The sequence below is a fragment of the Methylobacterium adhaesivum genome (genome assembly GCF_022179065.1).
Taxonomy (GTDB): domain Bacteria; phylum Pseudomonadota; class Alphaproteobacteria; order Rhizobiales; family Beijerinckiaceae; genus Methylobacterium; species Methylobacterium adhaesivum.
Genome location: NZ_BPQD01000017.1, coordinates 1 through 23,023, shown reverse-complemented (window position 1 = coordinate 23,023; position 23,023 = coordinate 1). Strand labels below are relative to the sequence as shown.

At 66.9% G+C, this 23,023-nt stretch carries 17 protein-coding genes; 6 read left to right on the top strand and 11 right to left on the bottom strand.

All coding sequences use genetic code 11. The features are described 5' to 3' along the window. Nucleotides 1-178: 178 nt before the first annotated feature. Nucleotides 179-880 (bottom strand): response regulator transcription factor CtrA, encoded by a 702-nt coding sequence (ctrA, locus tag MFF01_RS14035; protein ID WP_019903129.1) that lies wholly within the window; start codon nt 878-880, stop codon nt 179-181. Nucleotides 881-1,302: 422 nt separating this feature from the next. Between ctrA and fliI the strand changes: the two genes are divergently transcribed. The 3 genes from fliI (at nt 1,303) to MFF01_RS14020 (ending at nt 4,365) form a co-directional block, all read left to right on the top strand. Next, entirely contained in the window at nt 1,303-2,658 is a 1,356-nt protein-coding gene (gene fliI, locus MFF01_RS14030) for a flagellar protein export ATPase FliI (RefSeq protein WP_238226346.1), read from the top strand. 78 nt (nt 2,659-2,736) lie between these two features. Beyond that, a complete protein-coding gene (gene fliJ / locus MFF01_RS14025) occupies nt 2,737-3,144 on the top strand; it encodes a flagellar export protein FliJ (RefSeq protein WP_238226344.1) in 408 nt (135 codons plus the stop codon). Between the two features lie 171 nt (nt 3,145-3,315). Further along, nucleotides 3,316-4,365 carry a lysylphosphatidylglycerol synthase domain-containing protein gene (locus MFF01_RS14020; RefSeq protein ID WP_238226342.1) on the top strand — a complete coding sequence of 350 codons (1,050 nt, stop codon included), beginning with the start codon at nt 3,316-3,318 and terminating at the stop codon, nt 4,363-4,365. Nucleotides 4,366-4,459: 94 nt separating this feature from the next. On the opposite strand, the gene flhA is transcribed toward MFF01_RS14020, so the two are convergent. Then, complete coding sequence (flhA, locus tag MFF01_RS14015; protein WP_238226339.1) at nt 4,460-6,568, bottom strand: flagellar biosynthesis protein FlhA; 2,109 nt, start codon at nt 6,566-6,568, stop codon at nt 4,460-4,462. Nucleotides 6,569-7,392: 824 nt separating this feature from the next. On the opposite strand from flhA, the gene MFF01_RS14010 reads away from it, so the two are divergent. Together MFF01_RS14010 and MFF01_RS14005 are read left to right on the top strand one after the other, a co-directional pair. Then, nucleotides 7,393-7,926: a Ros/MucR family transcriptional regulator gene (locus tag MFF01_RS14010; protein WP_238226337.1), complete on the top strand. Its 534-nt coding sequence runs from the start codon at nt 7,393-7,395 to the stop codon at nt 7,924-7,926. Nucleotides 7,927-8,206: 280 nt separating this feature from the next. After that, nucleotides 8,207-9,388, top strand: coding sequence for an MFS transporter (locus MFF01_RS14005; protein WP_238226335.1), 1,182 nt, complete (start codon nt 8,207-8,209; stop codon nt 9,386-9,388). An 11-nt stretch (nt 9,389-9,399) separates the two neighbouring features. On the opposite strand, the gene MFF01_RS14000 is transcribed toward MFF01_RS14005, so the two are convergent. The 5 genes from MFF01_RS14000 to MFF01_RS13980 all read right to left on the bottom strand — a co-directional run bounded on the left by MFF01_RS14000 (nt 9,400) and on the right by MFF01_RS13980 (nt 16,758). Beyond that, the gene (locus tag MFF01_RS14000; RefSeq protein ID WP_238226333.1) at nt 9,400-10,755 is read right to left on the bottom strand and encodes an HlyD family type I secretion periplasmic adaptor subunit; all 1,356 of its coding nucleotides are present in this window, start codon (nt 10,753-10,755) and stop codon (nt 9,400-9,402) included. Nucleotides 10,756-10,792: 37 nt separating this feature from the next. Continuing rightward, nucleotides 10,793-12,952, bottom strand: a complete 2,160-nt coding sequence (locus tag MFF01_RS13995; RefSeq protein WP_238226331.1) for a type I secretion system permease/ATPase — start codon at nt 12,950-12,952, stop codon at nt 10,793-10,795. Nucleotides 12,953-13,044: 92 nt separating this feature from the next. Then, nucleotides 13,045-15,006, bottom strand: coding sequence for a hypothetical protein (locus tag MFF01_RS13990; protein ID WP_238226330.1), 1,962 nt, complete (start codon nt 15,004-15,006; stop codon nt 13,045-13,047). 112 nt (nt 15,007-15,118) lie between these two features. Further along, the gene (locus MFF01_RS13985) at nt 15,119-15,946 is read right to left on the bottom strand and encodes a hypothetical protein (RefSeq protein WP_238226328.1); all 828 of its coding nucleotides are present in this window, start codon (nt 15,944-15,946) and stop codon (nt 15,119-15,121) included. Between the two features lie 335 nt (nt 15,947-16,281). Next, nucleotides 16,282-16,758, bottom strand: a complete 477-nt coding sequence (locus MFF01_RS13980) for a hypothetical protein (protein WP_238226326.1) — start codon at nt 16,756-16,758, stop codon at nt 16,282-16,284. A gap of 244 nt (nt 16,759-17,002) precedes the next feature. Here MFF01_RS13980 and MFF01_RS13975 point away from each other — a divergent pair, with 244 nt between their 5' ends. Continuing rightward, nucleotides 17,003-17,614 (top strand): hypothetical protein, encoded by a 612-nt coding sequence (locus MFF01_RS13975; RefSeq protein WP_238226324.1) that lies wholly within the window; start codon nt 17,003-17,005, stop codon nt 17,612-17,614. Here the strand turns inward: MFF01_RS13975 and MFF01_RS13970 are convergent. The 4 genes from MFF01_RS13970 to MFF01_RS13955 form a co-directional block, all read right to left on the bottom strand. Further along, nucleotides 17,578-18,270, bottom strand: a complete 693-nt coding sequence (locus MFF01_RS13970) for a response regulator transcription factor (protein WP_238226322.1) — start codon at nt 18,268-18,270, stop codon at nt 17,578-17,580. The two genes, MFF01_RS13975 and MFF01_RS13970, sit on opposite strands and share 37 nt — an antisense overlap. Before the next feature lie 9 nt (nt 18,271-18,279). Next, a complete protein-coding gene (locus tag MFF01_RS13965; protein WP_238226320.1) occupies nt 18,280-18,954 on the bottom strand; it encodes a sensor histidine kinase in 675 nt (224 codons plus the stop codon). A gap of 729 nt (nt 18,955-19,683) precedes the next feature. Then, entirely contained in the window at nt 19,684-21,375 is a 1,692-nt protein-coding gene (locus tag MFF01_RS13960) for a methyl-accepting chemotaxis protein (RefSeq protein ID WP_238226319.1), read from the bottom strand. A 514-nt stretch (nt 21,376-21,889) separates the two neighbouring features. Beyond that, entirely contained in the window at nt 21,890-22,942 is a 1,053-nt protein-coding gene (locus MFF01_RS13955; RefSeq protein ID WP_238226317.1) for an aliphatic amidase, read from the bottom strand. Between the last annotated feature and the right edge of the window lie 81 nt (nt 22,943-23,023).

Genomic DNA, 23,023 nt, shown 5'->3' with positions numbered 1-23,023 from the left:
ATGACGCGGCGGTCGTCGACCGATCTCCGCCCGTTCCGTCAACCAGTCCCGCACGGTACCGCCAGAGCCCGACGGACAGCGACCACGAAAAAAGCCCCGCGTGAGCGGGGCTTTTTTCGTGGTCGGCTTATGGAAACCCCACCCCGAGGGATGAAGCGTCGGCTCGGCCGACACTTCATCAGACGGCGATGCGCTCCTCGCCCTCGTTCGGCTCGCGCAGAACGTAGCCGCGTCCCCATACAGTCTCGATGTAGTTCTTGCCCGACGAGGCATTGGCGAGCTTCTTGCGCAGCTTGCAGATGAACACGTCGATGATCTTCAACTCGGGCTCGTCCATGCCACCGTAGAGATGGTTGAGGAACATCTCCTTCGTGAGCGTCGTGCCCTTCCGGAGCGAGAGGAGTTCCAGCATCTGGTACTCCTTGCCCGTGAGGTGGACCCGAGAACCGGAGACCTCGACGGTCTTCTGGTCGAGGTTCACGATCAGGTCGCCGGTGGTGATCACCGACTGAGCGTGGCCCTTCGAGCGGCGCACGATGGCGTGGATGCGGGCGACGAGCTCGTCCTTGTGGAATGGCTTCGTCAGATAGTCGTCGGCGCCGAAACCGAGGCCCTTCACCTTGTCCTCAATGCCGGCCATGCCGGAGAGAATTAGAATCGGGGTCTTCACCTTGGCGACGCGGAGGTTCCGCAGCACCTCGTAACCCGACATGTCGGGCAGGTTCAGGTCGAGCAGGATGATATCGTAGTCGTAGAGCTTACCGAGATCGATTCCTTCCTCACCAAGATCGGTGGTGTAGGTGTTGAAGCTCTCGGACTTGAGCATCAATTCGATGCTCTGCGCGGTTGCGCTGTCGTCCTCGATCAGAAGTACCCGCATCGTCGGTCCCCAGCCCAGCCGGTCGTGTGCAAGCGTACGGGCACACCCCCGCCTTCGTCCGCTACCGGCCCGCGGCGGACGCTCCCTCGTCACTGACGTAAAACACTAGTGGTTAATCGTTAACAAAACCTGATTCAGCGGCCAAGCGGCGTTTTGGACGTCTGTCCAGCGATGCGCGCAACGGTTGGCGGTCTGTTCTCCACAGGCCCGCGATCCGCTTCATGCATCACCTGAAGATCCACCCTCAAGCGTCGTACCCGCCGTATCGGGCCGTGAGCTGTCACTTCCGAAACACGTTGCCGCGATGATGCGGCCGCGCCCCGAAAAAAACGATCCCCCGTCCCGAGGACGCGGGGCTTGCTACCAGCCCGATAGCCGCAGTGTTAAGGAGGGAGGTAAACGAAGGGTTGAGAGAGACGCCGATGACCGACCGACCTCCCCATGACGCGCGGGTGCGCCTCGCCGGTGCGGGCGCCGTCCTCGCGGGGATCGAGCCGCTGGAGGTCTACGGCCGCGTCGTGGCCATCCGGGGCCTCCTCGTCGAGGTCGCTGGCCCCGTAGCTGCCATGCGCCTCGGCGGCCGCCTCGACATCGCCGTGGAGACGGGTGCCGGGGCCGTGCCCTGCGAAATTATCGGTTTCCAGGGAGAACGGGCGTTGGCCATGCCGTTCGGCTCCCTCGAGGGCGTGCGCCGGGGCTGCCCGGCCTATGTCCGAGACGAGGCCGCCGGCGCCATCCGGCCCTCGGCCGCTTGGCTCGGGCGCACCATCGACGCCCTCGGGCGACCCATCGACGGCCTCGGCCCCCTGGAAACGGGCCCAGCGATCTATCCGCTTCGGGCCGATCCGCCGCCCGCCCACGCCCGCAGGCGGGTCGGGCCTCCCCTGGACCTGGGCATCCGCTGCATCAACACTTTCCTCACCATGTGCACCGGCCAGCGCATGGGCATCTTTGCCGGTTCGGGCGTCGGCAAGTCCGTGCTCCTGTCCATGCTCGCCCGCTACACCGCCGCCGACGTCGCGGTGATCGGCCTCGTGGGTGAGCGCGGCCGCGAGGTGCAGGAATTCCTGCAGGACGACCTCGGCGCGGCCGGGCTCAGCCGCTCCGTGGTGGTGGTGGCGACGTCCGACGAGCCGGCCCTCATGCGCCGCAACGCAGCCTACGTGACCCTGGCGGTGGCCGAGTACTTTCGCGATCAGGGCGCGCAGGTCCTGTGCATGATCGACTCGATCACGCGCTTCGCCATGGCCCAGCGCGATATCGGCCTCGCGGCCGGCGAGCCACCGACGGCCAAGGGCTACACCCCGACGGTGTTCTCCGAGCTGCCGCGCCTCCTCGAGCGGGCCGGCCCCGGCACGGGCGAGGGGGCGATCTCGGGGCTGTTCACCGTTCTGGTGGAGGGCGACGACCACAACGAGCCCGTGGCCGACGCCGTGCGCGGCATCCTCGACGGGCACATCGTGATGGAGCGTGGCATCGCCGAGCGCGGGCGCTACCCGGCCATCAACGTCCTGCGTTCGGTCTCCCGCACCATGCCGAAGGCCTGCGACCCGGCGCACCTGCCCACCGTCAAGCGGGCGCGCCGGGTGCTCTCGACCTATGCCGACATGGAGGAACTCATCCGGCTGGGGGCCTACCGGGCCGGCGCGTCGGCCGAGGTCGACGAGGCGATCGCTTTGATGCCCGATATCGAGGCTTTTCTGGGTCAGGGTAAGGAAGAAGCAACTTCGATCGGTGAGGGTTACTCACGCCTCGCCGAGATCGTCGGCGTTTCCTAAAACGGCGTCCTCACGGTCCACGGGCCGCGGATGGGACGTCCCGGAATGGGCGTGCGTTGCGTGGAGTGGACCCATCAGATGAAATCGCGTGACACGCTGATCCGGCTGCGGCGTTTCCAGGTCGACGAGAAGCGTCGGCGCGTGACGCAGATCGAGATGATGATGGCCGACTTCACCCGCATGGCCCTCGAACTCGATCGCGAAGTCGCCCATGAGGAGGGCCGCGCCGGCATCACCGACGTCGGTCACTTCGCCTACCCGACCTATGCCCGCGCGGCGGCCACGCGCCGGGACAACATGCGCCAGTCGGCGGCCGCCCTCGAGGGGCAGCTCGCCGAGGCCAAGGCCGAACTCGGCGAGGCCTTCGAGGAGCTGAAGAAGATCGAGATCCTGGACGACCGCGAACGCAGCGCCGAGCGCGCTAGCGAAGCCGCCCGCGATCAGGCGGTCATGGACGGGATCGGCCTGTCGCGCATCCGCGCCTGAGGCGAAGCGCCCGCGCCCCGAGGGGGCGGGCCGGCACGAAACCGTCATGATCGGGTGCCATCAGCCCTTCGTGCCGGCCTCCTCCCGGCTTCGCTCACCGGCGCCGTTCGCTTGCGGTGCGGGGTCACGTCGTGCAGGGAGGGCCCGCTTAGTGGGGCTCACCTGTCGATCATGAAGAAGATCAGCGATTTCATCTGGCCGCTCATCGGCCTCGCCGCCGTCGTGGTGTCCGGCTACCTGCTCTATCGCGAGCTCGCTGGCATCTCCGTGGCGGAGATCAAGAGCAGCTTCGCCGAGATCCCGGTCCACCGCTTCCTGCTGGCGGGGCTCGCGACCCTTGTCGCCTACGCGGCGCTCGCCTGGTACGACCGCATCGCCCTGCTGCACCTCGGCGTGAGTCACATCTCGTGGTTCTTCGTCTCGGTCTGCTCGTTCACCACCTACGCCCTGTCGCACAACATCGGCGCCTCGGTGTTCTCGGGCGCCGTGGTGCGCTACCGGGCCTACACTGCCAAGGGCCTGTCGGCGGCCCAGGTCGCCGTGCTCGTTGCCCTGTGCTCGTTCACCTTCGGACTCGGCACGATCCTGCTGGGCGGTTTCGTCCTCGTGGCCCTCCCCGACACCCTGACCCGGCTCAACGGCTACCTGCCCTCGGTGCTCACCGATCCGGCCACCGCCCGCATCCTCGGCGCGGCGTTGCTGGGCTTCGTCGCCCTCTACGTCGTCGGCTCGCTCCTACACCTGAAGCCCCTGACGATCCGCAAGTTCAAGCTCGAATACCCGCGCCCGCGCATCATGCTTCGGCAGGTGATCGCCGCCCCCCTGGAGCTCCTGGGCGCGGCCGGCATCATCTACTTCGCCCTGCCGGAGGCCGGGAACCCGGGCTTCCTCGTGGTGCTCGCCGTGTTCCTCGCCTCGTTCTCGGCCGCCCTGGTGTCGAACGCGCCGGGGGGCCTCGGCGTGTTCGAGCTCGTCTTCGTGGTGGCGATGCCAGACGTGCCGCGTCCGTCCATCATCGCCGCGCTGCTCGTGTTTCGGATGTTCTACTTCTGGCTGCCGTTCCTCATCTCCGTCGTGGTCGTGCTGCTCTACGAGCGCAACCGCCTCGCCAGCGCCATCAAGGGTGGCCCCACCGTGGAAGCGACCCCCGGCCCGCCGCTGACCGCCCCCGGCATCAACCCAGAGGCTCTCGACGCACGCATCCGCAAGACGCCCGTGTGACAGCCCGCGCGGGAGGCCGTCTTCCCAACGGATCCCTCCGGGGACGCGGGGAGGAGGGCCTTGCGGCGAACGGAGGGGAGGGCGTGGGACCGGATCACACCGATCCCACCGTCCGCAGGCGGGCGCGCGGATGGATTTCCGCCTGGCTCATCACCGGAGTCTCGCGGCGGAAGCGTTCGATGATCGAGCGCACGAACGGGCGGGTCTGGACGGAAGTGACGAGCACCGGCATCTCGCCCATGCGCGCGGCCGTCTCGAACTGGTCCCGGACGGCGTTGACGAATTCCGACAGCTTGGACGGCTGCATGGCCAGGTAGCGCTCGTCGCGCTCGCCCGCGATGGAGTCGAGGAAGGCCTGCTCCCAGGCGGGCGACAGGGTGATGATCGGCAGCATGCCGTCCGGCCCCTGATACTGAGCGCAGATCTGACGGCCGAGGCGGGCGCGCACGTGCTCGACGATGTCGCGCGGGTTCTTGAGGTGACCGGCGACTTCGGCCACGCCCTCGATGATCGACCCCATGTCGCGGATCGAGACGCGCTCGGCGAGGAGGAACTGGAGCACACGCTGGATCCCCGTCGAGGCGATCTGACTCGGCATCACCTCCTTGAGGAGTTCGCCGTGCTCCTTCGACGCCTCGCGCAGGAGCTTCTGCACCTCGACGTGGCTGAGAAGCTCCGAGACGTGGGCCTTGATGATCTCGGTGAGGTGCGTCGACACCACGGTGGCGGCGTCCACCACCGTGTAGCCCTTGAGCTGAGCCTGATCGCGCAGGGACGCGTCGATCCAGGTGGCGGGTAGGCCGAAAGTCGGCTCCATCATGTGCTGGCCGGGCAGCTGCACCTGCCCGCCCATCGGGTCCATCGCCATGTAGAGGCCGGGGAAGATCTGACCCGTGCCAGCTTCAATCTCTTTCACCCGCACCACGTAGGCGTTGGCGTCGAGCTGGACGTTGTCGAGGATGCGCACGGACGGCATCACGAAGCCGAGTTCGGCGGCGAGCTGGCGGCGCAGGGCCTTGATCTGGTCGGTCAGCCGGTCCTGCCCCTCGGGGCCGTTGACGAGGGCGAGGAGGGCGTAGCCCATCTCGAGCTTGAGGTCGTCGAGCTTGAGCAGGTCCGTGACCGTCTCCTCCTTGGCCGCCGCGACGGCCGTGGCGTCCATGGGCACGCCGTCGGCGTCGCGGGGCAGGGCCTCGCGGGCGACCTTGGCAAAGTGCCAGGCGGCGTAGCCGGAAGCCGCCGCGAGGCCGAGGAACGGCAGCATCGGCATGCCGGGCAGGAACGAGATGAGCACCATGACGCCGGCCGACATGCCCAGCGCCTTCGGGTAGTTCGCGAGCTGCTTGCCGAGCGCCTTGTCGGCCGAGCCCTTCACGCCCGCCTTCGAGACGAGGATACCGGCCGCCGTCGAGACGATGAGGGCGGGAACCTGGCTCGCGAGGCCGTCGCCGATGGTGAGCAGGGTGTAGGTCTGGGCCGCCCCCATGAACGGCATGCCCTGTTGGGCGACGCCGATGATGATGCCGCCGATCACGTTGATGAACGTGATGAGGAGCGCCGCGATGGCGTCTCCGCGCACGAACTTCGAGGCACCGTCCATGGCGCCGAAGAACGACGATTCCTCCTCCAGGGCTGCACGGCGGGCCTTGGCCACCTTCTCGTCGATGAGCCCGGCCGAAAGATCGGCATCGATGGCCATCTGCTTGCCCGGCATGGCGTCGAGGCTGAAGCGCGCCGCGACTTCGGCGATACGGCCCGAGCCCTTGGTGATGACGACGAAGTTCACGATGATCAGAATCGCGAAGACGATGATTCCGATGATGAAGTTGCCGCCCATGACGAAATGGCCGAACGCCTCGATGACGTGACCGGCCGCCGCCGTCCCTTCGTGGCCGTGGCCGAGGATGAGACGGGTCGAGGCGAGGTTGAGCGCCAGCCGCAGTAGCGTCGCCACGAGCAGCAGGGTCGGGAAGACGGTGAATTCGAGCGGGTTGTCGATGAACAGCCCGGTCATCATGATCAGCACCGAGATGATGATCGAGACGGCGAGCAGCAGATCGAGGAGGAAGGCCGGCAGGGGAAAGATGAGCACCGTGAGGATGCCCATCACGGCGGTGGCGAAGAACAGGTCGGTGCGCTTCGACAGCGCCTGGAGATTGGCTCGGTTGGGCCTCGCGAAACTCGCGAACTGACCAAGGCTCATCCCGGAGCCTGGCAGCCCCGATCCTTGCCCCGAAACCGGCACGGCGGCCTCACTCATAGCTATCCTCGATGCCCCGGACTGGGACCCGGCAAGATTTGCCGCCCTCATGGTTAGCGGATCGTTAACAGGCTGCTCCCCCTGGAAGGATGTGCGCGATGGTGACCGCGCCACATCACCGCCACCGCCCGACCTCCGTGGGGCCAGCGACAGGCTTTCGTCCGCGCAGGGAGGCAACCGGTGCGAACCCGGAGGCTATCCGCACGCGTGCACCGATCATCTTGAAACAACTTCACGATTGTATCGCGCACGATCATCAAAGCACCGATGAAATTCATCACCGCTGATCTTCGACTCGGACCTGTGCTTGCACCTGAACGCCGTTGCAAAGAGATTTCGATCGTGCCACTGCCAGTATTGAAAATTCCGCGCGGCATATTCATTCAATGATGGGCGCAAGGCGGTTTTTTTGCCGGAGGATCATGGAATCCGATGGCTGCCTCGAAGTCGAACCGAAATCGGGCCTGTCCGGGACCACCACCGGCGGGCCGCTCCAACACACCGAACCGTCGTCCGCGAGGGCGATCGACACCACAGACCGCGCGCGAGATCGGCCTTGGTGAAGCAGGGACCTTTCATCGCCGTGACCTCCAGCAACCCATGCGGGACAACGTGATCGCCTACGTGTGAAGCGAGAGAAATTGATCACGAATCCACAACTACTGCTCAAAAAATCTCAAGCCGGTGCAACAAAACATTGATCGCGGCAAGAACTGAGCATAGGCTCATGTCGAGTTGTGACTTAAGTTAAGAATGGTGCCAGCCTCATGAACGAAACAGAATCCGATGCCGCTCGTCTAATCACCCTGGCGGCGGATATCGTCTCCGCCTATGTCAGTAACAACCACGTCCAGAGCGCCGAATTGCCGAAGCTGCTCAGCGACGTCCATGAGGCGATCCGCGGCGTCACGGCCAGCGGGACGCCGGCTGCCGAGACAGGCCCGCCCAAGGCGACGCCCCAGGAAATCCGTCGCTCCGTCACGGCGGATTACTTGATCAGCTTCGAGGACGGAAAGCAGTACAAGACCCTGCGCCGGCACCTTACCCTGCGCGGTCTCACCCCCGAGCAGTACCGCGCCAAGTGGGGCCTCGCGCCCGACTATCCGATGACCTCGGCAAGCTATTCCGAACAGCGCTCCGAACTCGCCCGCGCCCTCGGCCTCGGCCAGCAGCGCCGCAAGGGCCTCACCAAATCCGCTCCGGAAGAGGTGGTGAGCGTCGAGCCGGAGCCGCAGGAAGAGGAAGCGCCCGCCGCGCCCGAGAAGAAGCGTCGCGGTCCTCGCAAGAAGGTCGACGCCTGAGACGCGAGGGTTCGCCCCCCGGCATTCCTGATGCGATGACGACGAAAGCCATTCCCGCGTGACGGGGGTGGCTTTCGTTGTTGTGTCGACGGGATCGGATGCTGTCGATCGACCATTGCTGGACATCGGCCATCGCGATGTTCCATGCCCAGCATGCACGCGTCCCGCGAGGCAGACGCATCGGGAATGTCACGCACGCGTGCTAGGCCCGCGCTCATGCTGCAATGCAGCGTAATGACCTCGCGCCGTTCGGGCCGGGGCGTCGAGCGCGAGCGTCCGCATGTTGTCCCGTCCGATCCTAGCCCTGGCGGCCGCAGCCTTCGGCATCGGCACCACCGAATTCGTGATCATGGGACTGTTGCCCGAGGTGGCCGAGAGTTTCGGCGTCAGCGTGCCGAGGGCGGGCCTCCTGGTCTCCGGTTACGCGATGGGCGTCACCATTGGCGCGCCCCTCGTCGCCATCGCGACCGCCCGGCTGCCACGCAAGGCCGCGCTTCTCATCCTCATGGGGGTCTTTCTGCTGGGCAACCTCGGCTGTGCCCTGGCGCCGACCTACGGCGTCCTGATGCTGGCGCGGATCGTGACGGCATTCGCCCATGGCGCCTTCTTCGGAATCGGCGCGGTGGTGGCGAGCGGCCTCGTCCCCCGCGCGCAGCGGGCGCAGGCGGTGGCCCTGATGTTCACCGGCCTCACCCTCGCCAACGTCCTCGGGGTGCCGTTCGGGACGGCGCTCGGCCAAGCCGCGGGCTGGCGGGCGACCTTCTGGGCGGTGCTCGGCCTCGGCCTCGTAGCGGCCGCCGCCATCGCGGCCTTCGTACCCGGCGGCCTGCCGGGCTCGCGCGGTGGACTTGCCGGTGAGTTCCGCTCCCTGCGCCGCTGGAGCGTGCTGCTGCCGATGCTGGTCAGCACGCTCGCCTCCGTGAGCCTGTTCACGGTCTTCACCTACATCGCCCCGCTCCTCGTGACGGTGAGCGGCCTCTCCCCGCACGCGGTGACGGGGGCGCTGCTGCTGTTCGGCGTCGGCCTCACCCTCGGCAACCTCGCGGGCGGGCGCCTGGCCGACCGGCACCTCATGGCGACGGTGGTCGGCAGCTTTGCCGCCCTCGTTGCCATCCTGGTGCTGTTCGCCTTCACCAGCCACGCGGCAATCCCCGCGGTCCTGACCCTTCCGGTCTGGGGCGCTCTCGTCTTCGCCCTCGTCTCGCCCCTGCAGGTCTGGGTGGTGGAGGCGGCCACCGATGCGCCCAATCTCGCCTCCACCCTGAACCAGGGGGCGTTCAACCTCGGTAACGCCAGCGGCGCGGCGCTCGGCGGCGGCGCCCTCACGCTCGGGATGGGCTACGCCAGCCTGCCCTGGCTCGGCGCCGGCATCGCCGCCCTGGCCCTCGGTCTCGTCCTCACCGCCCGCAGGGGGAGCGCCGCTTCCCTGGCGATGCCGGCCGGGTCGACACGCGCCGGCTGAGGGCGACGCCTTCAGATCTCGCGGAACGCCCGCGTCATGCTGTCCTTGAGCGGCTTGAAGATGTACTCGAAGAAGGTCCGGTCGGTGGTGCGCATATAGACCTCGGCCGGCATGCCGGGGGTCGGCGAGAAGTTGTGCACCTCGGCGAGGCTCTTGGGATCGAGACGGATGCGGGCGACGTAAAGATCGCTCGACACCGCCTGGTTGCGGCGGTCGTCCGGCAGGGCATCGGCCGAGAGGTAGACCACCTCGCCCGAGACCATGGGCACGATGCGCTGGCTCAGGGCCGTGAGGCGGATGGCGGCGGATTGGCCCCGCCGCACGTGATCGATGTCCTGCGGCTTGATCCGGGCCTCGATGACGAGTTCGTCGTGGAGCGGCACGAGTTCCATGATGCTCTTACCTGGTTCCACCACGCCGCCATCCGTGTGGTAGCGCAGCTTCACCACGATCCCGCGCACGGGGGCGGTGATGACGATGCGGTCGAGGAGGCTGCGCGCCGCCCGCATCCGCTCGCGGACGTCGTTCTGGTCGGCCAGGGTCTCGTGCAGCTGCTCCATCGCCGTCTTGACGGCGGTGTTGCGCGCGCCCGTGATCTGCTCGCGGATGCGGGCGATGCGCTCGCGGGCATCGCCGATCTCGCCGTCGAGGCGCCCGATCTCCCCTTGGGCGCTCGCCTGGGAACGCTGCAGGGCGAGAACCTCCGAGACGCGGATCATCCCGCTCTTGAGCAGGATCGATTTCGAGGCGATCTCCTGATCGAACAGTTCGAGCTGGCGCCGCGTCGCCCTGAGCTGAATCTGGCTACCCTTGATCTTCTCCTCGATGGCGTCGATCCCGTTGTTGAGGACGGAGAGGTCGCTGGCGAGGCTCGTCATCCGCGCCTTGAAGGTAAGGAGCTGGTTGCCCACGATGGCGTCGATGTCGGGGTCACCCGCCTTGGCGAGGAGGCTTTGCGGGAACGTCACCTCCGGGGCCTCGCGCGCCTCCGCCCGGAGACGCGCCTCGATGGCCGAGAGGCGGTCGTGACGCAGGGCGAGGCGGCGCAGCTCCGCCTTCGGCCCGGTCTCGTCGAGCTGGAGCAGGGGCTGGCCCGGCTCGACGACGTCGCCCTCCTTGACCAGGATCGCGCGGATCACCCCTCCTTCGAGGTGCTGGACCGTCTTGTTCTGCCCCGTCGCCACGAAGGCGCCCGTCGTGACGATGGCGCCGGCGATGAGGGCAGTGTTGGCCCAGATCCCGAAGCCTACGATGATCGCGGCGAGGAAGGTGAAACCGAAGCTCGTGTGGAAGCGGGTATCCTGCGGGATGTCGTCGTACCATTCGCGGCGGCGGGCGACGGGCTTGATCGGGGCGATCTCGGTCATGGCGCGCGGGGCTCCTCAAGGCTCGTCCATCGGGGGATCAGGCGATGCCGGCCCCGCCCCGGCCGGCGAGGGGGCGGTCGTCGTTGGCACTGCGGCCGACGATCATCGGGATCACCTCGTCGCGGGGGCCGAACACCTGGATGGCGCCATCCTTGAGGATCATGATCTTGTCGACGCTCTTGAGCAGGGTCGGGCGCTGGGTGATGGCCACCACCGTGGTGCCGCGCTGCTTGGCGCGCACGAGGGCGCGGGCCAGGGCGACCTCGCCGGGGGTGTCGAGGTTCGAGTTCGGCTCGTCGAGGACCACGAGGCGAGGGTCGCCGAAGAAGGCCCGTGCGAGGCCGATGCGCTGGCGCTGGCCGCCCGAGAGGGGGCTGCCGTCCATGCCCACCAGGGTCTCGTAGCCCTGCGCGAACCCCGAGATGAGCTCGTGGACGTCGGCGATCTCGGCGGCGTCGAACACGTCGGCATCGGAGGCGTCGTCTTGCATGCGGGCGATATTGGCCTTGATGCTGGCGGGGAAGAGCTGGACCTCCTGGGGCAGGTAGCCGACGCTCTGGCCGAACTGGCGCGGGTCCCAGTTGCGCAGGTCCATCATATCGAGGCGCACGGCTCCGGCGGTGGGCGAGATCGAACCGACGAGCATGCGCGCGAGGGTCGACTTGCCCGTGCCCGAGGCGCCCACGATGGCGAGCGATTCGCCCGGATCGAGCTGGAAGGTGAGGCCATTGAGGATCACCTTCTTGTTCGGCGGCGGCACGTAGAGCACCCGCTCCACCGTGAGACGCCCGAGGGGGCGGGGCAGGCGCAGGCGGTCGAAGTTGAGCGGCGAGTTCAGCAGGAGGGACTTCACCCGCGCGTAGGCGAGGCGGGCGCCGACGAAGCTGCGCCAGCCGTCGATGACGCCCTCGACGGGCGCGAGCGCCCGGCCCCCGACGATGGAGGCGGCGATCATGGTGCCGCCCGTGAGCTTGCCGTCGAGCGCCAGGATCGCCCCCCAGCCGAGCATGCCGATCTGCGTCGAGAGGCGGATGCACTTCGACAGACCGGCGATGACGATGTTGCGGTCCTGTGCGATCACCTGGGCCTTGAGGGATTCGGCGGTCTCGCGGCCCCAGATGGCGACGCATTCGGGCGTCATGCCCATGGCGTTGATCACTTGGCTGTTGCGGGCCATGGCGTCGGCCTGGAGATTGGCTCGGGTCGAGTACGCGCTGGCTTGGGCGAACGGCACCGCCGTCAGCTTCTGGTTGAGGAGGGCGAGGGACAGCAGCAGCAGGCCCGTCACCGTGACGATCCAGCCGAGATCCGGATGGATGAGGAACACGGCGAGGAGATAGACCGGCGCCACGGGGGCATCGAACATCACGAGCAGCACCGGGCCGGTGATGAAGTTCCTGAGTTGCTGCAGGTCGGCCAGGGTCTGGAACTCGCGGCTCGAGCCCGCCTGCGAGGCCTTGGCCGCCGCCGCCAGGACGGGGGCGCCGAGGCGCACCTCCACCTCAACGGCGATCCGCATGAGGATGAACCGTCGCACCACGTCGAGGATCACGTGGGCGACGACGGCCCCCGCGATCACGAGGGTGAGCATCATCAGGGTGTCGAGGCTGCGGCTCGTCAGCACCCGGTCGGAAATGTTGAAAAGGTAGATCGGGATTCCGAGGACGAGCAGATTCACCCAGAACGAGAAGACCCCGACGACGATGAGCTTGCGCCTGCAGCCGGCGAGGCCCTTGGTCAGAACTTCTCGGAAATCCCGGTCGCTGGCGCGCTGCTGCAGGGGGCCGCCGCCATTCCCACCGCCTCCACCGCCGCCGCCCGATCCTCCGCCGTCCCTGCCGCCGGAGCCGCCCCCCTCCTGCTTCCGGGGCGGAGCGGGGGCGGGTTCGGGCGCCGCCGCCTCGTACGCGATGGTCGTCGTGGCGCCCGCCTTCGCGTGCGCCGACCCCGACCGTCCCTCCGGCTCCGGAGACCCTGCAAGATCCCGGGCCGGTACGGCGCCGCCTCCCGATGGCCCGGGCGTTCCAGGCGTCCCGGTCGCCGCCGCAGGGGGCGAGGCGGCGGGCACCGCCAGGGCGGGGGCGCGTCCGCGGGCATCCTGACGAAATGGTGTCTTCGAGGCCCCGAACCGGGTCCCGAGAACGGGTTCCGGGGCATCGCCCTCCACGGATGCACCGCGACTGCCGAGATCGTCCATATCGCATCCCCCCTTTTGCGGCCGGTGTTCCGACCGTGTCGGCCGGTATTCCGACCGTGTTCGTTGGCCGGTTGCGCCGGCCGGATCGTGGGTCAGGCCATCATTCCGTGCAGCAGATCGTGGGTCAGACTGGAGGTGGCGCCGTGGAAGGCCGGGCCCAGCAGATCCTGCGTTCCCGTGTCGGGCAGGGCGACATCGTGCAATCCGGTGAAGGCCGCGACTTCCGTGGCAAGACTCTGGGTGTCGCCGATGGTGACCCGGGCGCTCTGGCTGACGTAATTGGCCTGGACGAGGATCGCGTCATCGTAATGCGCGCCGCCGACGAACTGGGCCGCCGTCGTAGTCCCCACGGTGGTGATCGCCGCAATGTTGGCCAGGTGGTTGGCCCCCGTCGTTACGATCTGCGTCGAATGGGTGGCCTCGCCCGTCGGGCCCGTCGTGCCGCCCGGATCGGGCAGGTGCTGGATCGCCGTGTCGACGTTCGAGACGATGTTGGTCTGGGAGACGGCGTTGATGCTGTAGAAGTCCCCCGTCACGTAAAGCACGTGCAGGGTCGCGGACTCGGCCTGGGGCAGGAGGGCCGCCAGCGCCGGATGGAGGTGATCCGCCTCCAGGCCGGCGAGGGCCGCGTGCTGCTCGGCAGACAGGCTCTTGAAGGCCGTGGTGCCATAGTGGTCGAGGGCAGCGGAGTTCTCCAGCACGTTGTTACCGGTCACGATGGTCTGGCTCAGCGTATCCGCCCGGGCGGTGTAGGCTTTCACCACGGCATCGTTCAGGAGCACGTTGGTCTGCTGGATCATGTTGAAGGTGTGATAGTCGCCGCGCACCACGATGAGGTCGTAGCGCGAGCCGATCTCCTCCAGGGTGAACAGGTTGACCTGTGTGTTGGCCCCGGCGACGGCGGTGTAATAGGTGCCGAACGTGCCCTGCACCACGACGTCGTTGTCGGAGAGCATGTTGATCTGGGTGATGCTCTTCACGTCGTAGAAATCGCCCGTGATGACATTGACCTTCATGCGCGCGTCGGCAGAAAGGTGCGTCACCACCCCCGAATCGGTGTCGTGCTGGGTGAGTTTCGCCGCATTGCGAGTGAGATCCCCCCCGGTGACGAGGTCGAGGATGCCGCTGCGCCCACCCACCGCGATGTCCACGATGTTGGCGAGGACGTTGACCTGAACGACCGCCTGGGTGGTGAAGGCGTCGCCGCCGACGACCAGCGCGTGGTGCTGAGTGTGGTTGTCGAGGATGCCGGCGACGTTGAAGCTTTGGTTGCCCCCCGTCACCGCCGCGAGGCCGGGGTCGAGGAGCCCGTTGTGCGATCCGCCGTCGTGGGCGGATACGGGGGCGGAGATACTTGGCAACACCGTACCGGTGGGCTGGCGTACCCCATCGATGGTGACGCCCTCGAGATCGGTGGAGCCCTGGAATCCCGTCCCGGCCTCGGCGACCGTGGCGGCGTCGCGCCCGTGCACGAAGGCGATCCGGTTGCCCGTACCGGTCCCGTGGAGCAGGAGATCCGTTGGCAGGCTCCCGCGTGCCTCGGCCAGCATCCCGTCGAGGGCGATGTCGGGATCGAGGTGGTGCAGGTGCTCCACGCCCGTCCCCTGGACCATGATCAGGAGATCATCGTCGTGGAGTTCGTTGATCTGGAGAACCTGGATGAGTTCCTGATCCGGCGCCACATCGTGATCGGTCTCGGCCCTGCCGCCCGCTCCGCCGCCGCCGCTACCGCCCCCCGGACCGACGGGATGGCGCCCGTCGACGGGTACGGGGGCGGGGGCGAGCTTGGTCTGCGGTGCCGGCCCGCTTTGCCCGACGAGCGCGTGCCCGAAGCGAAGCGCATCGGGAGTTGCGAGGGCGGCCGGGTAGGACCGGCTCGGCATCTCGTCGAGGTCGATATTCGTCGCGACGTCGCCGTGCGATGCCTCGGCCGGCTGCGCGGATCCGCGGCCGGGGGCGCCGTCGTAGAGTTCGCGGTGGAGCACCACCGTATCGAGAAGACGCATATGCCCGGCGAAATGGGCGATGATCTCGGTCGGGCCACCTGCGAGCATGATCGTTCCCATCGGCACACCCCGCGCGCGCCGGCCGGGAACGGCCGGCGCGCCGGGATCGGTGAGCGTGGAAGAACCCGCGCCGGACATCGGCGCGGGTCGGGATCATGGCTCAGGAATTGTGGTGGCCGCCGCCGTCACCGCTGCCGATGTCGCTGAGGGAATCGCCGCCGACGACGGAGACCGGCATGGAGTTGTACTGGATGTTGGCCCCCTGCGTGATGTGCTGGGTGAAGGCTTCGGCCGTGACGGCGTTCGCCGACGAGACGGCCCCGCTGGTCCCGTGGTCGCCGCCGAGGCTGTTGTTGATGGCGGCGTCGCCCCCGGTGCCGGTCGCGTTCTGGGTGAAGTTGAAGGTCGGCAGCGTCCCCTCGGGGCCGCAGTAGGACTCGAGCCCGCCGAGACCGAGGCTGACGCTCGGGCTGGACAGGTAGTCGTTGTCGACGAGGCTGTTGACCTGGTCGAGGTTGAAGATGTTCCCATCGCCATGGAGGGTCTGGGCCGAGAAGTCCGGCATCACGAAGAAGCTGCCGTCGAGGTGATCGATATTCAGGTTGTCGAGGTGGATGGTGCCCATCTCCGAGGGAGCGGCCCACTCGCCGTTGACGCCAACCGTGACGTTGACCGCCGAGGTGACCGTCGTGTCGACGGTGTTGATGTTATCGTTGATGTTGCCGTTCAGATTTCCGTTGAGGTTCCCGTTGGCGTTCAGGCTGCCGTTGAGGTTGCCGTTGCCGTTCAGATTTCCGTTGTCGGATTCGTTGTACGAATGCTGGCTCTGGCCCTGACTCTGCCCTTGTCCCTGGTCCTGATCCTGGATCGCGGCCTGCAGCTGGCCCTGACCCTGGCCCTGCGCTTCGGCCTGAAGCTGTCCCTGAGCCTGGCTGGCGAAGAGGGCTGCCATGGCGTTGCCGTTGTTGGAGTTGTTGTTGCCGCTCATGATCGTTCTCCCGTTGGTTGGATGAGGCACGGGGGATCGATGACTCGCTGATCTTCTACGTCGGCGAGACGATCGAATAAAACCTGTGCCGGATAGCACTCCCGAAGCTCTCGACCTCTCCGGCGGGGCCGGTTCGGCGCGCTTCACTTGGGAGCGAAACGAACTTTGCAGAACGGCCACGGTTCGTAAGTGTTAAAAAAACGTAAATCTTCGTCAGGAAAACCCGAAAGCTCGATGCAGACATGCCCGGCGCGGATCTTTCACAGACCTATTCTGCCGCGCCGCAACAAGAAACGCGAAAAACCGAGGGCGGCAGGCGAAATCCAGGTTAATGACTACGGCGCACCGGGCGCCCGGACGGGACCGGCCTCGAGGCGGAAACCGATGAGACTGTCCCAGAGGTCGTGGATCGTCTGCGTGCCGGCCTCGTCCGCGAGGGCATCCCGCCGCGCGCGCGCCTGCACGGCGGCGTGGAAATCGAGGGCCTCGCGCAAGCCGAGGGCGAAATCGAGGTCCTGCCCCAGGCTCAGGGTCAGGATGCGCTCGCCGGCCACGACGTCCGGCAGCCCGGTCAGGGTCGCCCATACCTCGACCTGAACGAGGCCGAGGAGTTCACCGCGGGCCTGCCCCATGAGCGGCCGGGCGACGAGGGTGATCAAACCGGAGAGGAAGCCGAGGGCGTAGGGCTCCATCCAGGCCTGCCCCGGATCGGAGCCGAGCCGCCAGCGCGTCCGTTCCACGTAGGGGCGGACGAAGCGCAGGGCCGCTCGGCGCCCGCGCCGGGCCAACCACAGGTCTGTGAGATGGGCCATCCCGGACAATCTTCGGAAGCCATGGGCAACGACGGGTCGCCCGTTACAACGAGACCCCCGAACGGACGGAGACTCAAGTCATCTCTTAGGACGAACTGATATCTCGCCTCGGAAAACATAGACCCGAAAGAATTCACACTGCCAGAACGCGCGAATGATCTTGATCGTCCGTACCCTCGTCGGGTTCAATGCCCGAGGCCCGCCCTTACCGCCTCAGGCGGACCGGCCCGGAGGAGTGAATTCCATGCGAACGGACCTGCCGGCCGCCCCGGACTTCGATGCGATCCAGCCTCCGAAGGGCGAGGCCGCCCTGCGGCAGACGCAGATCCTGAGCCTCATCGGCAACCTGGGCTTGAGCTGGTCCAACAACGAGAGCCTGTTCGTCTATGTCCTGATGCTGCTGTTGCGGACGGACGAGGTCACGGCGGCCCTCGTCTTCGGCACCCTGAACACGAGCCGGGCGCGCCTCGACCTGATCCGGCGCCTCGCCTCGGTGAAGCTCACCGATCCGGCCGTCGCTCAAACCCTGGAGCGCCTGATCCGCCGCTTCAACGCCACCACCAAGGTCCGCAACGACCTCACACACGCCATGTCGGAGGTGAACGCGGCCGGCGAGATCACCCATACCAACACCATGCGGATCGTCGAGCACGGCGGACGCCTCGGCCTCGGTACCCGACGCCCCATGGACGACGCGCGGGTACGGGAACTCACGGACGTGAACCGTCAGCTCACCCGGCTCAACCGCGACCTGTGGCAGTTCCTGCCCGTGCTGGCGGCCTGCCTGGACGCACGGGTTTCAGCCGCGCCCGATCGCGCTCACGGCTCGCAGAGCCAACCCTGGAGCCGCGCGTAGCGCACGATCTGCGCCCGGGTGCGGATGCCGAGCTTGTCGCAGGCGCGCATCTTGTAAGTCTCGATGGACTTCGTGGTGACGTTGATCTGTCCCGAGATTTCCTTGTTGGTGTGGCCGAGGGCCACGAGGCGGATCACCTCGCTCTCGCGCTGGGTCAGGGCGAGTTGCATCGCGCCCTGGTCCATCGACGCCCGTCGCCGCCCCGGCGCGACACGCGGATCGAACAGTTGTCCGGCAATGGTCGGATCGAGGTAGAATCCCTCCGTCATCACCGCCCGCACCGCGTGCAGCACGTGGTCGATAGGAGAGCCTTTCAGCACATAGCCGCGCACGCCGGCCTCGAAGGCGGTCTGCACCAGGGTCCGGTCGTTGTGAGCGGTGAGGACGATGAGCCGCGTCGGCAGCGCCAGGGCGGCCGCTTTGCGGGCCAAGACGACGCCAGTCATGTCAGGCAGGGCGATATCCACCACCGCGACGCCGGGTGCGAACTCCTCGATCAGGCGCAGGGCCTGTCCGCCGGTATTGGCCGCCGCCACCACGGTCATGCCGTCGGTGCCGTCGATGAGCGCCCGCAGGCCCGCCAGGATGGCGGGGTGATCGTCGGCCAGGACGATCCGGATCGCGTCCGCGCCTCCCTCGGAAGCGGTCTCGAACACGGTGACCCCTCACGCCGGAAGCCGCAGGCGAGCGCGGATTCGCGTCCCGTGCCCGCGCGCCGACTCGATGGTGAGCCGTCCCCCGATCCGCGCCATTCGGGCGGCCATTCCAGGGAGTCCCTGTCCGACGGCCTTCGCGTGCGTCGATCGACGGCCGGCGGCGAGGGCAGGGGGCGGATCGAAGCCGCAGCCGTCGTCGGCGACGGTGAGAGTGAGGAACCCGCGCCGCACGCTCAGATCCACCGTGACCCGGGTCGCCGTGCGGGCATGCTTGAGGACATTGGTGAGGGATTCCTGCAGCACCCGCAGGAGCGGTTGCTCGATGGCCACGGGCAGGCGCAAACCCGGCCGGTTGCAGCGGAAATCGACGGGGAGCCCGCAGGCCAGGGACCACGCGTCCGGAGTCGCGACCAGGAACGCCTCGAGGTCGCGGGAATCGGTCTCGGCCCGGGCAATGACCGCCTGCCGCGCCGCGATGGACCCCAGGTCGGCTGCGAAGCGGGCGAGCTGGGCCTTGGTCCGGTCGAGATGCGCCCGGCCCCGCCCCTCGGGGACGAACGCGTCGAGGAGCTTGAGGGAGATCTGCAGCAACGCCAGATGGTACCCACCGCAATCGTGGAGGTCCTGCGCCAGATCGGTGGTTACGCCGATACCGCCCGGCCGAGCCTGTTCCGACCGCAGCACGGAAAGACCGCGATCCAATCCAGTATCGTCCACCACCTCCGAAGCAATCGTTCCTCGCGCTATCGTACGGCGATGGTCGGCAAGTAGTATCTCCATGTCGTGATCCGGGGCATCACTCGAAAAATGGCCCTTGATCCTGAACGCTGAACTGGAGCGCGACGAGAACCCGGCCTCGTCTTTGACAGATCCTAGCGGATTAGAGTGGATCGAAACCTGCGCCATGGCGATATGTCCAGCCCCTTAATGGTCGTTACGACGGCGAATGCCATTTTCCATCGAAGCGCGATGGATAGGCGGCCAAACATCGAAACCAGAACCGAGTACGCCCCCCCGGACGACACCGTCGCATCACAACGAACGAGTGCAGAATGGATTCCTCATCCCACTGCGAATCTCCCCGCCAACACTGAAATCCCAAGCGGCGATCCTGCAAACCTTAAGCTGGATATTTGAAGACTGCCATAAAAATATTCAATCTTTCGACGCGAAAGCTACGTCAGTGAAATCCTTACGCCCCGTGTCTATCGCCGCTGAACTTCGTATCGCCCTCGACAACTCAAATACAATCATGAGTATGTAGTGCTTGCATGAATCTTCGTTGAACGTGCATTCAAGTAGATGCCGGAAGTCCGGTGTCGGCCGCCTGAACGCCATCAGGCCGCGCCGTGAGGCGCGACCTGATGGAGAACGATGGGCCGCAAAGGCCAAGCAGGTTCGGTCAGTGCCGGATCAGGCCGCGCGGACGGTGGCGAGGAAGCGCCGGACCTCGACGCCGAGGTGCTCCGTTTGGCGCGAGAGTTCGGAGGCCGAGGACAGGACCTGGCTGGCCGCGGCTCCGGTCTCCTCCGCTGCCCGGGCGACACCGGTGATGTTGCCCGTGACCTCACCCGTGCCGACAGCCGCCTGAGAGACGTTGCGCACGATCTCCTGGGTCGCCGCACCCTGCTCCTCGACGGCGGCCGCGATGGAGGTCGCGACCCCGCTGATCTCGCGGATCCGGGTGGTGATGCTGCCGATGGCGGCCACAGCCTGCCCCGTAGCCCCCTGGATCTGCGTGATCTGGTTTGCGATTTCTTCCGTCGCCCGTGCCGTCTGGCCGGCGAGTTCCTTCACTTCCGAGGCGACGACGGCGAAACCCCGCCCCGACTCTCCCGCCCGCGCCGCCTCGATGGTGGCGTTCAGCGCCAACAGGTTGGTCTGGCCGGCGATGCTCGAGATCAGACCGACGACGTCGCCGACGCGGGCGGCCGCCCCGGCGAGGGTCTGAACGAGGACCGCCGTCTGGTCTGCCTCCGTCACGGCGCCGTGGGCGAGGTCGGCGGAGCCGCCGACCTGGCGGCCGATCTCCTGCACGGAGGCGCCGAGCTCCTCGGCCGCCGCCGCCACGGTGCCGACATTGGCCGCCGCCGCCTCGGCCGCCGTCGCCACGGTGGTGGACTGGCTCGCGGTCTGATTGGCGGTCGCGCTCATGGTCCGGGCGGTGCCCTGGAGTTCCGTGGCCGCACAGGACAGCCGGCCGACGATGCCGCCCACCGCGCCCTCGAAGCCGTCGGCGAGCTCGATCATGGTGCGCCGGCGCTCCATCATCGCCGCTGCATCGGTGATCCGGCGCATCTCGGCCTCCTCGGCCGCCTTGCGTGCCACCAGGGCCTTGATGCCGTCGACGGCGCGGCCGATGGCGCCGATCTCGTCGCCACGGCCGGCTTCCGGGATCTGCGCGTCGGCGTCGCCCCGGGCCATGCGCTCCAGCGCGCGGGTCAACCCGCCGATGGGGCGCGTGATCCCGAAAAGCACGATGAGAATCGCCAGGACGGCCCCGAAGACGACGCCGAACGCCGACAAGATCATGGCGGTGTAGCGCGTGGTGTTGGTCTGGATCGTCAGATCATTCGATCCCTGATGAATTCTGGCCTCGATGTCCCGACCAAGGGTACGGACGGTCGCGAAGACCCTCTCCTGCACGGGATCGACCTTCTCGTGCCCCAGGGCGAGGGCCTGCGCGTTGCGGTCCTGAGCGACGAGGGACCGCATGAGTTCGATGTTGCGGACATAGGACCCGAGAAGGCCGGCGACGTCGTCGATGCGTGGGGCGAAGTACGGGGCGTTGGTTCGAATATCCGTGAGGAGCGAATCGACCTCCGGAGGCAACGCATCGAAACTGGCGCTGACGCTGCGAACGCGCTCGCGATCCGTCTCGGCCACCATCCGGTAGGCCGTGTAGCTCATCTGATAGACGAGCCGGTTCAGACGACGCGCGGAGGCGGCGGCGCGGGAATCCTTTTCGATGAAGTGTGTATAGGCCTGATCGATCACCGCCATCTGTACGGTTGAATACCAAACACAGCCTCCAACCACAACGCCGATCATGCCGATGACGAGAAGTAACTTGTGTAATATTTTGATATTAGACAGGACAGACATAAGCAAACCCCGGAACGGACGTTCGCTCGCTATGCAGTTGGATGGTTAATGAACGGTTTTATATCGCGCTCGATCAACTAGATTTCCACCTGATCCTGCATAACTAAGATATGCCCGAGGATGTCGTGTCCTGGCAGTGGACGCCCAGGTTTCATGTCGGACTCGGCTGCGCTGTCTCGAACGCCATCCCAAGAGTGCCCCACAAAACTTCCGGTCGAAACCGGCACTTGTTCCCGGGCACGACGGCGCAGCGTGCGTATTGCGAGAGCCAGTTGGATCCCTCGCCCTGCCGTCCCCATTCGGCTCGCGGGCGTGAACGAGGCACACGGGGCAATCGCAGAACGGTGGTGGGCGCGCCAGCCCCGGGGCTGGCGCGCCCACCACCGTTCTGCGGAAGCACCTCGCTAAACTTCCCTGCCCGGCCGGTTCTCGCTCGCGTGCGCCACCGCCGCGGGCGTTTTGCGCGTGTCAGGAAGGGCGAGTGCCAGGAAGAGAATGACCGCGAACGGTTTCCTCAGCGCGGATCAGGCGGTCCTTCGCCCTTGCCGACGAAAGGGATGCCGTCGATGGGGCATTCCTCGGTGCCGACCCCCTGGCGGGTGATGGCCCGCACGGCGTCGCGGGTGGCATCAGGGTCCTCGATCCAGCGGCGGTAGAAGTCGTAGGGGCATTCCGAAAGCCCGTGGCGGTTTTCCTTCGAGTTGATCATGCCGGTGTAGCCGCGGTGGAGCAGCTTGAAGAGGTGGTTTTCGGACTGGCCGTGGGCACGCGCATCGCGGATGAGGAACTTCGACAGGGCCGCGTACTGGATACCCATCTCTTCCTCCCCACACTCGCCGAGGGTGCGCCCGTCGAAGCCGACGATGGCCGAGTGGCCGAAGTAGGAATAGACCCCGTCGAACCCGGCGGCGTTGGCCACGGCCACGTAGGTGTTGTTGGCGAACGCCATCGCCTTCGACATGAGGATCTGCTGTTCTTTCGCCGGATACATGTAGCCCTGGCAGCGGATGATGAGTTCGGCGCCCCGCATGGCGCAGTCGCGCCAGATCTCGGGATAGTTACCGTCGTCACAGATGATGAGGCTGATCTTCAGCCCCTTGGGACCGTCGGATACGTAGGTGCGGTCGCCCGGATACCAGCCCTCGATGGGCGTCCAGGGCATGATCTTGCGGTACTTCTGAACGATCTCGCCCTGGTCGTTCATGAGGATGAGGGTGTTGTAGGGCGCCTTGTGAGGGTGCTCCTCGTGGCGCTCGCCGGTCAGCGAGAACACACCCCAGACCTTCGCCTTGCGGCAGGCAGCGGCGAAGATCTCCGTCTCCGCCCCAGGGACGGTGGCGGCGGTCTCGTACATCTCGGCCGCGTCGTACATGATCCCATGCGTCGAGTATTCGGGAAAGATCACGAGGTCGAGGCCCGGCAGGCCGGACTTCATGCCGACGATCATGTCGCCAATCTTCTTCGCGTTCTCCAGCACCTCCGCCTTGGTGTGAAGGCGGGGCATCTTGTAGTTCACCACCGCGACGCCGACGCTGTCGGCGCTGGACGAGATGTCTCCGTGCATCATGGCTTGGGTTCCTCCTGGCTCAGGTTCTTCCCTCTCCCCTCTGCGGGAGAGGGTGGCCCGCGAAGCGGGTCGGGAGAGGGG